The sequence below is a fragment of the Endozoicomonas sp. ALD068 genome (assembly GCF_049310145.1).
In the GTDB taxonomy this organism is placed as follows: domain Bacteria; phylum Pseudomonadota; class Gammaproteobacteria; order Pseudomonadales; family Endozoicomonadaceae; genus Endozoicomonas_A.
Genome location: NZ_JBLYNU010000004.1, coordinates 3,552,640 through 3,567,003, shown reverse-complemented (window position 1 = coordinate 3,567,003; position 14,364 = coordinate 3,552,640). Strand labels below are relative to the sequence as shown.

At 47.3% G+C, this 14,364-nt stretch carries 12 protein-coding genes and 1 pseudogene; 8 read left to right on the top strand and 5 right to left on the bottom strand.

Going from position 1 to position 14,364, the window contains the following annotated elements:
* Positions 1 to 162 precede the first annotated feature (162 nt).
* From ACO6V5_RS12480 to ACO6V5_RS12470, 3 genes are all read left to right on the top strand, one after another.
* Complete coding sequence (locus ACO6V5_RS12480) at positions 163 to 411, top strand: hypothetical protein (RefSeq protein WP_422412099.1); 249 nt, start codon at positions 163 to 165, stop codon at positions 409 to 411.
* A complete protein-coding gene (locus ACO6V5_RS12475) occupies positions 389 to 1,747 on the top strand; it encodes an ankyrin repeat domain-containing protein (RefSeq protein WP_422412097.1) in 1,359 nt (452 codons plus the stop codon). Before ACO6V5_RS12480 ends, ACO6V5_RS12475 begins: the two co-directional genes overlap by 23 nt.
* A 355-nt stretch (positions 1,748 to 2,102) precedes the next feature.
* Positions 2,103 to 4,574, top strand: coding sequence for an F-box/WD repeat-containing protein (locus tag ACO6V5_RS12470; protein WP_422412095.1), 2,472 nt, complete (start codon positions 2,103 to 2,105; stop codon positions 4,572 to 4,574).
* A 67-nt stretch (positions 4,575 to 4,641) separates the two neighbouring features.
* On the opposite strand, the gene ACO6V5_RS12465 is transcribed toward ACO6V5_RS12470, so the two are convergent.
* Positions 4,642 to 4,863: a hypothetical protein gene (locus ACO6V5_RS12465; protein WP_422442249.1), complete on the bottom strand. Its 222-nt coding sequence runs from the start codon at positions 4,861 to 4,863 to the stop codon at positions 4,642 to 4,644.
* A 543-nt stretch (positions 4,864 to 5,406) separates the two neighbouring features.
* On the opposite strand from ACO6V5_RS12465, the gene ACO6V5_RS12460 reads away from it, so the two are divergent.
* A complete protein-coding gene (locus ACO6V5_RS12460) occupies positions 5,407 to 6,018 on the top strand; it encodes a YceI family protein (protein ID WP_422442251.1) in 612 nt (203 codons plus the stop codon).
* 109 nt (positions 6,019 to 6,127) lie between these two features.
* Here ACO6V5_RS12460 and ACO6V5_RS12455 read toward each other — a convergent pair whose 3' ends face one another.
* Together ACO6V5_RS12455 and trxC are read right to left on the bottom strand one after the other, a co-directional pair.
* Positions 6,128 to 7,966, bottom strand: a complete 1,839-nt coding sequence (locus tag ACO6V5_RS12455) for a hypothetical protein (protein WP_422412089.1) — start codon at positions 7,964 to 7,966, stop codon at positions 6,128 to 6,130.
* An 84-nt stretch (positions 7,967 to 8,050) separates the two neighbouring features.
* A complete protein-coding gene (trxC, locus tag ACO6V5_RS12450; protein ID WP_422132741.1) occupies positions 8,051 to 8,491 on the bottom strand; it encodes a thioredoxin TrxC in 441 nt (146 codons plus the stop codon).
* A 148-nt stretch (positions 8,492 to 8,639) separates the two neighbouring features.
* Here trxC and ACO6V5_RS12445 point away from each other — a divergent pair, with 148 nt between their 5' ends.
* The gene (locus ACO6V5_RS12445) at positions 8,640 to 9,056 is read left to right on the top strand and encodes a response regulator (RefSeq protein WP_422132742.1); all 417 of its coding nucleotides are present in this window, start codon (positions 8,640 to 8,642) and stop codon (positions 9,054 to 9,056) included.
* A 66-nt stretch (positions 9,057 to 9,122) separates the two neighbouring features.
* On the opposite strand, the gene leuS is transcribed toward ACO6V5_RS12445, so the two are convergent.
* Positions 9,123 to 11,720, bottom strand: a complete 2,598-nt coding sequence (gene leuS, locus ACO6V5_RS12440) for a leucine--tRNA ligase (protein ID WP_422137078.1) — start codon at positions 11,718 to 11,720, stop codon at positions 9,123 to 9,125.
* On the opposite strand from leuS, the gene ACO6V5_RS12435 reads away from it, so the two are divergent.
* Positions 11,709 to 12,110 (top strand): hypothetical protein, encoded by a 402-nt coding sequence (locus ACO6V5_RS12435; RefSeq protein ID WP_422412108.1) that lies wholly within the window; start codon positions 11,709 to 11,711, stop codon positions 12,108 to 12,110. The two genes, leuS and ACO6V5_RS12435, sit on opposite strands and share 12 nt — an antisense overlap.
* Before the next feature lie 191 nt (positions 12,111 to 12,301).
* On the opposite strand, the pseudogene ACO6V5_RS12430 reads toward ACO6V5_RS12435, so the two are convergent.
* A pseudogene (locus tag ACO6V5_RS12430) lies at positions 12,302 to 12,757 on the bottom strand (trypsin-like serine protease); the annotation flags it as partial.
* A 225-nt stretch (positions 12,758 to 12,982) separates the two neighbouring features.
* Between ACO6V5_RS12430 and ACO6V5_RS12425 the strand changes: the two are divergent.
* Together ACO6V5_RS12425 and ACO6V5_RS12420 are read left to right on the top strand one after the other, a co-directional pair.
* Entirely contained in the window at positions 12,983 to 13,246 is a 264-nt protein-coding gene (locus tag ACO6V5_RS12425; RefSeq protein ID WP_422132743.1) for a hypothetical protein, read from the top strand.
* Between the two features lie 22 nt (positions 13,247 to 13,268).
* Positions 13,269 to 14,333: a hypothetical protein gene (locus ACO6V5_RS12420; protein WP_422137348.1), complete on the top strand. Its 1,065-nt coding sequence runs from the start codon at positions 13,269 to 13,271 to the stop codon at positions 14,331 to 14,333.
* Positions 14,334 to 14,364 lie beyond the last annotated feature (31 nt).

Sequence of the window (14,364 nt, the reverse complement as noted above, 5' to 3'; positions counted from 1 at the left end):
GATTCAGTGATTTATACCCATCGTGCTTTCTAACTTCTGTGTAATGCATATACATCGCCGTATTCCCATAAACCCGGAAAAATCAACTGATGAATGGGTAAATTGTTGATTTACTTCACCCAGAGCCGATAAATCGGTCATTATTGTGACTCAGGAATAGCGATGAAAACAGGACCACGCCTGCCGAATGATCAGGTTCAATCTGATCAGATGCCTCGGCAACAGGACTTGGATTCAGGGCGTTTTAAGCACTGGTTAGTCAAAAGTACGGTCGGTCAAACTTTTCTGCATACGCTGTCTTTAGCAATCACTCAATCCACAACTTTGCTCAGTCGGGTAACGCAAATTATATTATTGCCTTTGCTCCACCTGATTGGTCATGAATCTGATGTCACTATCAACCCGGTTTGATGGTGAAGATAAGGCAAGACTTTATGATTTCAGTGACGGCTGTTGCTGTGGTCTTGCCTCAAGCTACGTACTATACGAGCAGATGGGGTGTGCAGAGGAATATGATGAACTTTTGAGCACTGTCAGTCAGGATCCGGCACTGGGCTGGGTATTCTGGAATAACCACTATGATCATCTGGCGGATGCTATTCTGGATGCCCAGCAGATGTTTAAAGCCGATCCTGCCACGCAGGATCATCAGGCGCTCTTGTTATTAAAACTGCGGCCTTTTTGTGAATCGTTACTGGCTTTTCAGGCACCGGCAACCACGACGTTGCAGGAAGAAGTGCCTGTGCAAAATACAGAGAAGACTGCACAATGGATTGTCTCAGCGGCTGGTAGCAGTACTCCGGTCTTACATTCAACTCCCTGGTACCCCATTGGGCTTACCCAATCCGGGTTGCGCTTATTATTAAACGAGATCGCAGAAACGATTCCGGAAGGCCGGGGAAGCCGTCTTTTTCACCTCGCAACCGGCAGACATATCCTATCTCTGAAGTTGACTCCCGAAGGATTTGAAATCAGGGATCAAAATATTCGTAACTATAAGGAGTTATTTAAAAAGGAACGGGACTTGTTCGCCTTTGCCGCTGGCTGCCTGGCCGACTCTTTAAACACCAGTCAAATCTTTTCATCAGGCATAGCTATTCCAGACGAGTCAACGGATACCGTATTTGCCATCAAGGAATTCACAAACCTTTCATCAGCCAGCAGCAACTCAGGGTACAAGCGTCTTGAAATCCTGTTAGCGGAAATTCCGGAATCCGGGCTTTTACCCATAAATCATCGTAACCCTCATAATTTCAATCAGTTGCTACTGGCTGTTAAATGTGGAACCAGTGAAGTGGCTGAAACAGTGATGGTTAAAGCCACGGAGGTCGCAGACATAGATCCAGACTTTTTCAATCAGCAAGATGATTTTGGCCAGACTGCCCTGACTTGGGCTGCACTCCAGAATTATACAAATGTCGTGGATAAGTTGTTAGATCAGCCGGGCATTCGTACCAATCTACCCAGACAAGATGGTGCAATACCATTACACTGTGCCTGTCATTATGGTCACGCCGAAATAGTGGAAAAGTTACTCGTCAGACCTGATGTCCAAATAAATCACAAAACGAATGAGGGCGAAACCCCGATACAGATTGCGATCAAAGCCGGGCATATTGAAATCGTTAAACGTCTTCTTGAAGAAGGTGCTGATATTGAAACATCTTCAGAAGCCTTAGCCCCTGAGGCATGTCGTGGTGAAATCAGGGAGCTGATAGAGACAGAGCTGAAGAAGCGTGGGTTATAGCCAGCAGAGAAAGCACAAAAAAGCGCTTTTTACTGAAAGTGCTTGAGTGTTGTTTACGTTCTTCTTATTGAACTCCGGCACAATAGCCCCAACGAATCAGGTGGGGGATAGGTGCTCTCTGGAAACATTCAGAACCAGGTGATGTACCAAGACCTGTTTACATGGACAGAATAACCACCTGCCGTTTTTGGCACCAGCTTATGAACATTCGCCATCTCAGTTGTTCCCATGAACTTTTTCTTTGTAAGTCAGTCAAAGCCCATATGAGCTTGACCAGGTATAGCGCCCGTCTCGCTTCGGGGGCGCTATGTCGGTCAGGCTCCTGGATAAATAACCAGCTTAAAGGAATAAGAGTATGCAGGGCATTCGCAACCTATCGAAGAATACTGTCGGTGCAGCTTTCGAATTGAGGTTTTATGGCAATGAGTCCAGAAAGCCAGTTATTTTGTTACAGGCCCGTGAAGACGACAGCTATTACTTCTTTGCTGGCAAATCCGTTAAGGCTGTCAGAAAGGTTTCTGCCTTCTTTTCCAATGCTGACACCTGTTACATTCATACGCAGGACGGCATCTCACGGTTCCACGCACGCCCTGTCTCAGATATTAAGTCTCTGTTTTCTCCTATACCGGATGCTCAGACTAACTCAGCAAGCACTGACAATTCTCCTGTCACAATTAGCTCTACCTCCGTTGACAGTGTTGACAATAAAACATTACTCCCGGAGAGCGCCGCCCACCCTGAAAAACAGCAGCCCTCAACATCGGAAGATGTAACGCCAGCGCCTGAGCTCAAACCTGGACATATCCTGGATCACTCTTACGCGACGCCACAGAAGCCTTTAAGCCCGGATACCCATCTTGTTGGCAAGGCTCATGGCTCTTCGACTCCAGTTGCCATGACCAATGATCCGGTAGAAAACGTTACCAGCACTCCTGTTGCCATTGTTCCTGATCAGGACTTCTTTCCATTACTGGCTCTGCCAGAGGAGGTTATATCCCGGATCTTGGGTTATTTATCCCACAGAGATGCAGTAGCGATGGAAGAAAGCTGTCTGCGTTTAAGGGAAATAGCTGCTTCGGTTCTGAGTGCCAGGAACATCGCCAGCAGCAGGGTATGGTTCAAACAGTTCGCGCCATCACAACAGCAGATATTCATACAGATCGCCAAAAATTTCAGTGAACCTCAAGTCAGAGCCTGGTTGATGCAGTTTACCCGGGATAAAATGCTGGTGAATCATCTCTGTCGCCAGTCAGACAGGGAGGTGACAGACAACTCTGAGGCCCGGAGCCCGGAAAAGATACCATTGTTCCCTCAACTCCTGTTTTACCGGGTGAGTCAATTTATGATTGACAGTCCGGTTTTGCAGCCGAATTTGGTAGCAGACATTCAGTGTAAGTCCTATTCAGTCGAAACAGCCATACTCAGCCACGACGCCTGCTACCTGGTGACCGATTGTTATGGCGCCGATGGCAGAGCAAAAATTCATGCTCTGGCGGCGAAGAACAGTGACTGCCAGCAGATCCACATTCCCCACGTAGGCAGGGTCAGGCAGGTCATCTGTAGCGCAGATAATCGCCATATACTGAGCTTCTGTACCCAATGTACGGTAAAAATCACCAGCCGTTCTATGGATAACCGCTGGGCAGAGCAACTTTGCATTATCCATAAAAAAAAGATCAGATCAGCCAGCTTCAGCCCCGACAGTCGGCATGCGGTGACGATCAGCGGCGATAAAAATGTGTACATCAGTTCAGTAGACCAGGATGGCCGCTGGGCATTAACAGCGACGATTGTCCATGAGGGGGATGTTTGTTCAGCAAACTTCAGCCCTGATAGCTGCCTTCTAGTGACCGCCAGTGAAGACCATACCGCCAAAATCCATAGGCGTGCAGCTAACGGCAAATGGTTGCCGATAACCACCTTGCAACACAAAAACAAAGTCATCTCAGCCGAGTTTAGCCCGGATAGCAAGCATATCATCACTGTCTGGACTAATCAGACTGGTAAGTTTGGACAAACAGCAACGATTTACAGCGTTAACCCTGATGGTTGCTGGACAGAAAAAGCCGACATTACCCACTCCGACAGGATCTGCTCAGCCACCTTCAGCCCCGACAGCTGTCATGCAGTGACGGCCAGTCTCGATCATACTGGTACGGTCTTCAGTTTTGATAACGACAACAGCTGGCAGAAAAATGCGGTGATCAACCATACAGGGTGTGTCAGCTCTGCCAGCTTTAGTCCCAATAGTCTGCTGATAATAACCAGCAGTGATGATCACTCGGTGAAAATTTACGGGTTTGATACAGACCACAGGAGCTGGGCAGAGCAAATGGCCATTATGCATGAAGATAAAATCAATTCTGCCCTGTTCAGTGCTGATAGTCGCCATATTTTGACACTATCGAGCAACGACACATCAGAGCCCAAAAACAATTGTAAAGCCTTAATCCACTCTTTCTGTAGCGATGGGCAGTGGCTGCCAGGCGCCAATATTGAGCCAGAGGGCGGGGTCTGTTCAGGTCAGTTCAACCACGATGGCACCCATGTTGTCATCAGCGACTTTTCAGGCGATGCCCAGATCCTTGGCTGTGGCAAAGATGGCAAATGGTCACGTAAAACTCTCATCCGCCATCAATACTCACTCAAATCATCAGAATTCAGCGCCAACGGCAGCCATCTCGTCACTGTTAGCAGCAGGGGGAAGCGGATTAAAGTCTGGCGCCTCTGCGGGGTGGAGGCAGCGCCAACATCCCCCTCGAAAGGTAAACGTGCTGCAGCGTCATCGTTATTGTCGCCGCCTCCAAGTAAAAAGGCTCGCAGGTGAACGGTTAGCAAAATCGTCGTAAACCCTCGCCCAATCGAGGGTGTTGTAAAACTTCAACAGCTCGTTCTCACGCTCTGAAGTCGTCATTCCCGCGAAGGCGGGAATCCATCGCCAACGGTGGATCTCTGCCTTCTCGGGGATGACAAGGCCAGGGGGACACCGGGCAGTATGGTTCTGGTGGTGAGTCATTGTGGATTCCCGCCTTCGCGGGAATGACGAGAATGAAGCCGGGAATGACGAGAATGAAGCCGGGAATGACGAGAATGAAGCCGGGAATGACGGGAGTCAACTCGTTCCCAGGCTGGAGAGAGTTTTGCGACACCCTCAATCGGGCGGGGATATAAGACGGGAACGCAGAGCGTTCCGGTTGAGTATTTGTACGTAGTTGGTTGTATTTTCCATCGGTCTGTCTCTATGCAGAGACTCACGGTGACGAAAACCAAGCACTGTTAACAAAAAATTAAGGCAGAGACAACTGCCCAACCGCCCTTGAAGAACCAGACGAGCCCATACCTGAGTGACCCGTTAAGGCTGCGGCAAATCAAACAAAAGACCAATAAATAACCGAGGGGCACCCGGTTACTGCTGATGGAGGCTTCTGTGTAAGTCCAGTCGCTATAGGCTGGCTGTAGCCTGTGAAGTCAGAAGCCTCGCCTGACAAGGCAGGGAGTGTCACAGACTATCTTGGAATAGCCACTTATGATCAAAAATTATTGCCATTTTCAGACGGTGTGCCATTGAGGTTAGTGCGTCTGGTTTGATTTTTGATTGGATTGAGTGCTTAACTGGCAGAAACGCCCAGTAAATACCTCTACGTTGGAGGAATGAAGCCATGAGGTTTCAACCTGCCCCGATTAATTCCAAGGGAAAAAAGATGAAAAAAATCCTTTTATTTCTATTAGTGTTAACTGCTTGCGGACTCAGTAAAGCGGCGCAATACGAACTAAACCGGGATATATCAAGAGTGTCATTTGCTACGGTGAAGTTAGAGTACGTTATTGAGTCGGCTTCAATATCCTCTCTAACGGGCAGTATTAATGAAGCCGGTCTGTTAACTCTGGATATTCCAATCTCTGGCATTGACACTGGCATTGGAATTAGAAATGAGCGCTTGAATAAGCTGTTTTTCCAATCGGATTTATTTCCCAGTGCTAAGGTTTCTGCACAAATTTCCAACTCATTATTAGCCCCTGAGACAGTGGTTAAGCAGCTAACTGTGCCGGCAAAAGTAACCCTTTATGGCCAAACACAAGAGCTGGAATTTCCAGTCAATGTGGTAAAGTGCGGAAATCTATTGTCGGTGGCCAGCACAGAGCCGGTTATCATTCGAGCTTCTCAATTTGGTATTCCGGCTAAAAATCTGACAGAACTGGCTAAAACTGTGGGACAGATCCCGATTTCTGAGACCGTTCCTGTCAATTTTTCATTAGTATTCAGCAAATAAAATAGATCTACCTGGAAAGCAGGATGGCGGGATTAGTTCTCTGTTCTTGCTTGATGGTGGCCAACCATCGAGTGCAGCCAAGTGGTATGGAATATACCTCCTGGCTGCACTAATTTTGCTTGGACAGCTCTTTATATTTGGTGACAATATTTTCCAGACTTTTCTTTTCTGTATCCATGATGTCCTGAACACTCTTTGGGACCTTGTTCATGTTTATCTGGCTCATTTCGCTTAACAGTCCTTTTGCTTGGTTGTTCAGCTCTTCGAGCTGACCGGCTGTTAAATTTTGACCCTTATTTCCTCCGGCTGTTAAATTTTGATCATCATCTTTTTTGGTGTTCTTCAGGCGCAATTCGGCAAATTTTTCGGTGACGGGGTGAGCGGATTTTAGCCAGGGTGTGCAATGATCGAGGGTGTATTGAAAACTGTTCACCCGTGCTACCTTGAAAACACCTGTACCATGGGTTTTCTCGGTAATGCTTTCCAGAGGCACTTTACCGAAAGGCGTGTCATCCAGGCGTACTTTGTATTTACCTTCTGTCCTGTTCTTGAGGTCATTCAGCAGCGTCGTGTAATTCTGGTATTCCTGCTGGGATATAGTGTCCAGTTGTTGATTCAGCCATTGGGATACTTCTTTACCCGAGTTGGGCTCAAGGTCCTGCAGACTCATGGGGTCAAGATGGCCGTGCTCGGACAGGGGTAACATCATCTGACTGACTGCCGCCATTCTCACATTTCTGCCGAGCTGATGTTGGTCAAAGAAACGATAGAAGCCGGTAAGGCTTTCACCTTTTTGGAAAGCAATGTCTTCCAGTCTGTTCCTGAGTCCTTTCTGGGTATCCGAAGCACTGCTTTTGTTACTGAGGATTGAGGAACCTGGTACTTCATGCTTGAACCATTTTTTATCGACACCCCCTTTTTCGGATGCCCCCGTCAGAGCCATGGCTCTCAGATATCGGGTGAAAAATTTCGGCATCTGCTCTTTCCAGGGGGTGTCCTTGCGCTGAGCGAGACTTTTGGACATATATTTTGCCGGTGCATCCAGTGCCGCTTGTCTTTTTCTCCGGCGTCTGGCCGGAAGAGAAATTTCAGTGATAGGAGCGGCTGGCTCTGTCTCAACCTTCTCTGATGGTGTGACAGGCGTTTTCTGAATGCTCGCTGGCTCTTTGCTTTTTGCAGTCGGAGCTACACTATCGGGCAGTGAGCTGGTGCGGACTGGTGGTTTTGGAGGCACTTTTTTAACGGTTCTTTCCGGGGGAGCTTGCTTCAGAAGTTCTTTACCCTTTGTTTCCAGACGCCGATAAAAATGCTTCTGCAAGTCTTTTATCGCAGCGGGATCGTCTGCGAGTTCCGGGATTCCCAGTTTTTGGGCTGCGCCCCTCAGGGCTTCCTGTACGTCAGAGAACGCATCATCTCCCTCAGCACAGGAGCCGGGTTTGAAGGTTGCAATCAGTTCCCGGTACTCTGCCTGCTTGTCCGTTGCCCATGATATTTTGGCCAGGTGATGGTCCAGTAGATTGCTGGTCGCTTTTTGCATAGCGGCAGTCTGAAGCAATGTGTTCGTTGGAGGTGTCGCAGGCTTGCTAATGGATCGACTGGCAACTGATTTAGCTTCCTGGGGTCTTTCAGTCAGCACCTGGCTTCTGGGTCTGAGTCGGGTCTTCTGCTCAACAGAGGGTTGTTTCTGCGGCTTAAGATCGGTCGCCGACGGTGCCTGTCTGCGCGGCTGGGACGATGTCTTGTACATTTCTTTAGGCGTTGGAGGTATAACCCGGACGCCCCGTTTATAGATGGACTTTTTTTCAGGAGTCACCTGATCTCCAGGAGAGAGCATCTTGCTGACGACATCACTCAACGCCTTGACTTTGCCATCCTTGGAAACCCGATTGGTCTGCTCAGGCTGTATCCATTTTGGACCCTGACCTGAGGTTTTGTCGATCAAGCTCATACTGTCCCTGTATGCCGTTTTCTATCCGTTCCTTAAGAATAGTAGAGCATTAGTTGTTCTATTTATTATTGCCTCTGGTTTTTATTAGCTTTTGGCCGCATTTTTAATCCACTTCTTCAGCTGATTGGCGGGCAGGGCACCGGATATACGGCCAATTTCTTTCCCGCATTTGAACACAATCAGGGTTGGGATAGAGCGGATGTTCAATTGCGCTGCAATTTGCTGGTGCTTTTGAGTATCGAGTTTTGCCAGTCTTATGTTGGGTTCGAGTTCACGGGCTGCTTCGGAAAAGGCTGGAGCCATGGCTTTACAGGGACCGCACCAGGGAGCCCAGAAATCCACCACAACCGGTATATCGGTCTGGGCCAGAAAACGTTTGAAATTACCGGAATTGAGTTCTACGGGTTTGCCGTAAAAGAGTTTGTTCCTGCATTTACCGCAAGAGCCCCCGTCTTCCAGGCGCTCTTTAGGGACCCGGTTGGGAGTGCTGCATTTGGGGCAGGCGATTTGCAAGGGCTGAGACATATCATTACCTGGGACAAATGAAGAATTTTACGTGATATATGTGGGGGATTATGACTCGTTAATAGAGCATAAGACCAGATGCATTAATGCAAACTCTGGGTTAACCGCTAATCTGAAAGTAGGGCAATTGTTATAAGAAGGTTAAATCATGGACGTTTACCAAATCGTTGAGTCCGGTGTGCTGGAGAACAAGAAAGTGCTGGTGGCTGAAGATAATCCCGCCAATCAACTGGTGCTGAAGAAGTTACTCAAGAAAGTCAATATTGAGCCGGTTTTCGCAGAAAACGGTCAGGAAGCTCTGGAATACTGCAAGAGTGATCCGGAGAGCTGGGACCTGATTCTGATGGACTGTGAAATGCCCGTCATGGATGGTTACACTGCCACCGAAGCAATCCGGGAGTTTGAACAGGAGGCCGGAATAGAAGAGCATACTATTATTGGTCTCAGTGCTCATGCTATTGACGAGTTAAAAAATAAAGCCTTATCCAGAGGCATGGACGACTACTTAACCAAGCCTATTGAGCGTGATTATTTATTTCAAACCCTGGTCGATTATCTCGGCTGAATGACGTCTCAGGAAAAAGGCCAGCAAAAATGCTGGCCTTTTTGACAGGGGGCTGGCGTTAACCGATCAATTGGCAACGATATTAACCAGTTTGCCGGGTACTACAATCACCTTGCGAACAGTCTTTCCTTCAGTAAACTTGGTTACATTTTCCTGCTCAAGCGCCAGCTTTTCAATCGCACTTTTATCCATGTCGGCTGGAACTTCCAACTTTGCACGAACTTTGCCGTTGACCTGAACCACCATGGTGATGGCGTCTTTCTCCAGGGCAGACTCATCCACCGCAGGCCAGCCAGCCTGAACCACAGGCTCTGCATGACCCAGGGCATTCCAGACGCTGTGCATAGCGTGAGGAGCAATAGGTGCCAACATCAGAGTGGAGGCCTCCAGGGCTTCACGAAGAACGGCACGAGCCTGATCACTGTTGTCCCGGAACCGGGCAATCGCGTTGTTCAATTCCATGATGGCAGCAATAGCGGTGTTAAAAGTCAGACGACGTTCGCAATCATCGGAAACCTTTTTGATAGTTTCGTGAGTTTTACGACGCAGGTCTTTCTGTTCCTTGCTCAAAGCCTTGCTGTCCAAAGCAGGTACATCTCCGGAAGCCAGATGTTCAGAAACCTGTTTCCAGAAACGACGCAGGAAGCGGTGAGCGCCTTCAACAGCGCTTTCGGACCATTCCAGGGTCTGCTCGGGAGGTGCAGCAAACATGGTGTACAGACGGATAGTGTCGGCACCGTACTTATCGATCAGTTCCTGTGGATCAATACCGTTGTTTTTGGATTTGGACATTTTGCTCATGCCCGCATGCTCAACGGTTTCACCGGTTTCCTTCAGGGTGGCTTTGATCAATCGACCTTTGTCGTCCAGTTCAAAGTCTACTTCGTTTGGTGCAATCCAGTGCTTCAGGCCCTTATCGTCCAGCTTGTAAAAGGTATCAGCCAGAACCATGCCCTGACAGAGCAGCTTTTTGAAGGGTTCGTCACTGTCAACCAGGCCGGCATCACGAAGCAGTTTGTGGAAAAAACGGGAGTAAAGCAGATGCATAACGGCATGTTCAATACCACCAATGTATTGATCGACAGGCAGCCAGTAGTTGGCAGCCGCCGGGTCCAGCATTTGTTCGTCAGTCTTAGGAGAGCAATAACGAGCGTAGTACCAGCTGGACTCCATGAACGTATCGAAGGTATCGGTTTCACGGGTTGCTGTCTGGCCGTTATGGGTGGTTTTAGCCCACTCAGGATCGGCCTTGATGGGTGAGTGAACACCATCCATCTCAACATTTTCAGGCAGCAGAACCGGAAGATCTTCCAAAGGGACTGTGACTTCAGTGCCATCTTCCAGATAACACATGGGAATCGGAGCTCCCCAGTAACGCTGACGACTGACTCCCCAGTCACGCAGACGGTAGTTAACCTGCTTTTCACCTTGGCCCAAAGCAATCAGCTTGTCGGCAATTGCATTGAATGCTTCCTGAGAAGTCAGGCCGTCAAATTCCCCGGAGTTGATCAGCTTGCCTTTTTCAGTGAACGCTTCTTTGGACAGGTCACACTCTTCGCCGTTTGCGGGCTCGATGACTTGTTCGATAGCCAGTTCAAAGCGGGTAGCAAATTCGTAGTCACGCTGATCATGACCGGGTACCGCCATAACAGCGCCGGTGCCGTAATCCATCAATACAAAGTTGGCAGCCCAGACAGGTACTTCTTTACCCGTCATTGGGTGAATGGCTCGAATACCGGTATCGACACCCACTTTTTCCATGGTGGCCATTTCTGCCTCGGTGACACCGTTGGACTTACATTCTGCAATGAAAGCGGCCAGTTTCGGATTATTAGCAGCCGCAGCTTTGGCAATAGGATGCTCTGCAGCAACGCCCACGTAAGTCACACCCATCAGCGTGTCCGGGCGTGTGGTGTAGATCTGGAATGCTTCCGGTGATCCGGCAACGGGATTGGCCACTTTGAAGGTCATCTGAACACCTTCGGAGCGACCAATCCAGTTGCGCTGCATGGCTTTAACCTGATCAGGCCAGTCTTCCAGCTGATCCAGATCAGCCAGCAGTTCGTCAGCGTAAGCCGTGATTTTCACAAACCACTGGGGCAGCTCTTTACGCTCCACCAGAGTGTCGCAACGCCAGCAACGGCCATCTTCTACCTGTTCGTTGGCCAGTACGGTGGCGTCGTTGGGGCACCAGTTCACAGAAGACATTTTCTTGTAGACCAGACCCTTTTCGTACAGTTGGGTGAAGAACCACTGTTCCCACTTGTAGTAGTCCGGTTTGCAGGTGGCCAGCTCACGGTTCCAGTCATAACCGAAGCCAAGACGCTTGAGCTGACCTTTCATGTAGTCAATGTTTTCGTAAGTCCATGGGGCTGGAGCGGTTTTGTGTTTGATAGCGGCGTTTTCTGCCGGTAGGCCGAAGGCGTCCCAACCCATGGGTTGCAGGACGTTTTTACCCTGCATACGTTGATAACGGGATACCACGTCGCCAATGGTGTAGTTGCGAACGTGGCCCATATGCAGTCGGCCGCTGGGGTAAGGGAACATGGACAGACAATAGTACTTTTCCTTGCCGGCCTCTTCACTGACAGCAAAACTGTCATTCTCTTCCCAGTATTTCTGGGCTTCTGTCTCAATCTTGTGCGGCTGGTAATGCTCTTCCATCATGGCTCTTTGCGAGAATCTGGATTTAAAGGGTTTCAAACTCTGCAATTAAAAATTTGCAAAATGTACAAATTTTTAATTGCAGAGCGGAGAAGAACACGGGTGTTCAGTATAACCTGCGAAGCATACATGAGTGAGGGCAGCGGGGGTAGCGCTTCTGGAATTTTTTGTTATGGGGCTTGTAGAACAATGTACAACAGAGCAGGCAGGGCAACAAAATGTGAGTTTGATGATGTACTGGATGAAGTATTTGAGGTGGACCTGGTCGATGTATTGGATGAACTGGATGTATTGGGTGAAGTAGATGTATCGGTTGAAGTAGATATATTGGATGAAGTGGGTGTACTGGATGTAGCTAACTTACTCCAGTTTTCTAAAATAAGTGAATGACCAGAAATAAACCAGGTGCCAGAATGCGCCTGATACACTTCTTCTAACGCAATTGAGTCACTGATGAATTCATGATTGAAAGACAGAGATACTTTATTCTGAAAGATTGCACCCGCTAAAAACGAGATGTTGACAGAAGAATGATGTATTCCTAATACATAAGTCTCGTTGTTCCGAAAATAAAACAAAGGTCCTCCTGAGTCGCCATTCTGCGATGTACCCCTATACCAAAGTCGATAGACGTCGGTTCGACATTTAAAGGGCCAATATAAAGAAGCTGATCGTAATATTTTTTTACCTGCATAACCAGCAGCCATTGGATGGGGCGCAACTTCCCGGAGATCAGGGCATGTTGCATTTAATTGCATTTTTGGAGGTGCTATGTTCACTGAATCCTCCAGTTCAATGATTGCAATGTCGTGTATTGTGTTCGGATGTCTGTAATCAGGGTGCTTGATATATCTAACAGCCTCTCTAACTGGAGCATGAGCTTTATTAAAGAAAAAAAGTCGTAGACTATCATTTTCGCTTAATGAACTTACACAATGGGCTGCAGTCAACAGATGAATGTCAGATATTAGTACTGCTGTACATAATGATGAGGGGGAGGATGAGAAGGCAATCCATGGATATGTGTCAATGGGCACTACTGATGATGGCACATATCGTTCAACTCTATCCAATGATGCGGCAAAAACATCTTTGAATATAAAGGTGTAAAAAAACAGAGTTAAGATTGCGTTTTTGTTTGCATGCACGGATTCAGCTCTCCTGAATCTATGAAAGTTGCTTACGAAATTAGCATATTTTGCTTGTTCTGCAATTGCTATCTTTATTGCGCAGCAGCACCTGAGTGTGGCAAGCAAACGTTCATGAAGCGTTTTTCATTGGAAGTTCATAAGATAAAAGCGCGTTATCCTGATGCGACTTATGTGGGTGTTGCATACACAGCGGCTGACAACTGGACATTTCTGGAGCTACTAACATTACAGCTGACTCAGGTCTTGCTCTTATTAACCATTATTGATGGAAGTAGATATGTTTTCAGTATTGAAGATCTGGTTATCCGGATTCCCGGTAATATTGGCTGCTTTGTGGATAGATTCTGGATACTCTTGTACTCACCCCAGAGCTGAAGTTCAGGCTCGTTGTGAAGAGGTGTTAAAAGCAAATCCGGGTATTTTTACTCGTTTTGTTTTTCATGACGATCCGGCTGTGAGTCTGAGGGGCATTCTGAAAACCCGAAATACTCTGCATATTGTAACCAGTGATTATGCCCTGGATGCTCCGATTACCGTATCAGGTTATTTCGTCAATGTGGGGATTATTGGTGTTGCCACTGATGGCAAATATCCAACATTGTCATTGACAGGACCAATGTTATCCCATGGCGTTGATGCGTTCATTCGAGTTTCAGACTTCAGGTTATTGTATCTCGATGGGTTTGAACTGGATGCCGGTGGCAGCTTTGCTAATTTTTACGGCAATCTTAACCATTTTATTCATGCCAGTAATGATAGAGTTACACTGAAGAATCTCAAGTTACACAAAGCTGATGAATCTATTGATAGCGCTATCTATGTGGAGCACTCCAAAATACTGGAAGTCAGCCATTTAGAAATCTGGACAGATGGGTACAGAGAACCACCATTGCTTGAAACCAGAAAGGTTGATGAAGTGTACTTGAGTGACAGTACGGTGCATGGCTACCCATCAGAATGCACACTGATTTTGCATGAAAACAGTTATCAGGTGTCGTATTTAAATGTTGCCTTACCCATTAAACAAGAACGTTTTTCGTATGTGTTTGCTTACCCGGGAATTTCTATCGTTTATAAAGATCCTGAAAAATTCAGTGCCAATTTGAGTTTCGAAAATATAAGAACCGATCCGCCCTCATATCATGATCCCGATCTTGACTGGGTTCAGGTTCCTTTATGGGTAAATGGTCCTGATCAGGTTCACGCGAGCGTTACCTATAAAAATAACACGTTTGACCGGGCAAATACTCTCATGTTTCTTACTGATGTTCATTGGAAGGGAGATGCTGCAGCCATACCTATCCTGAAAACACCTCAATATGAGGCATTTTTAAAAGAAGATTTTGTTCCAAAATGCCTTCATAGAAAGTATCCATCAGCTTCTATAAAAGGGAATAAAGAATTAATAGAGTTGCGAATATCATTAGATAAACTATTAAATATTAGCGAGCGAGAACTCTAAGATAATGCCTGCTCTTATTGTGATTTTTCAT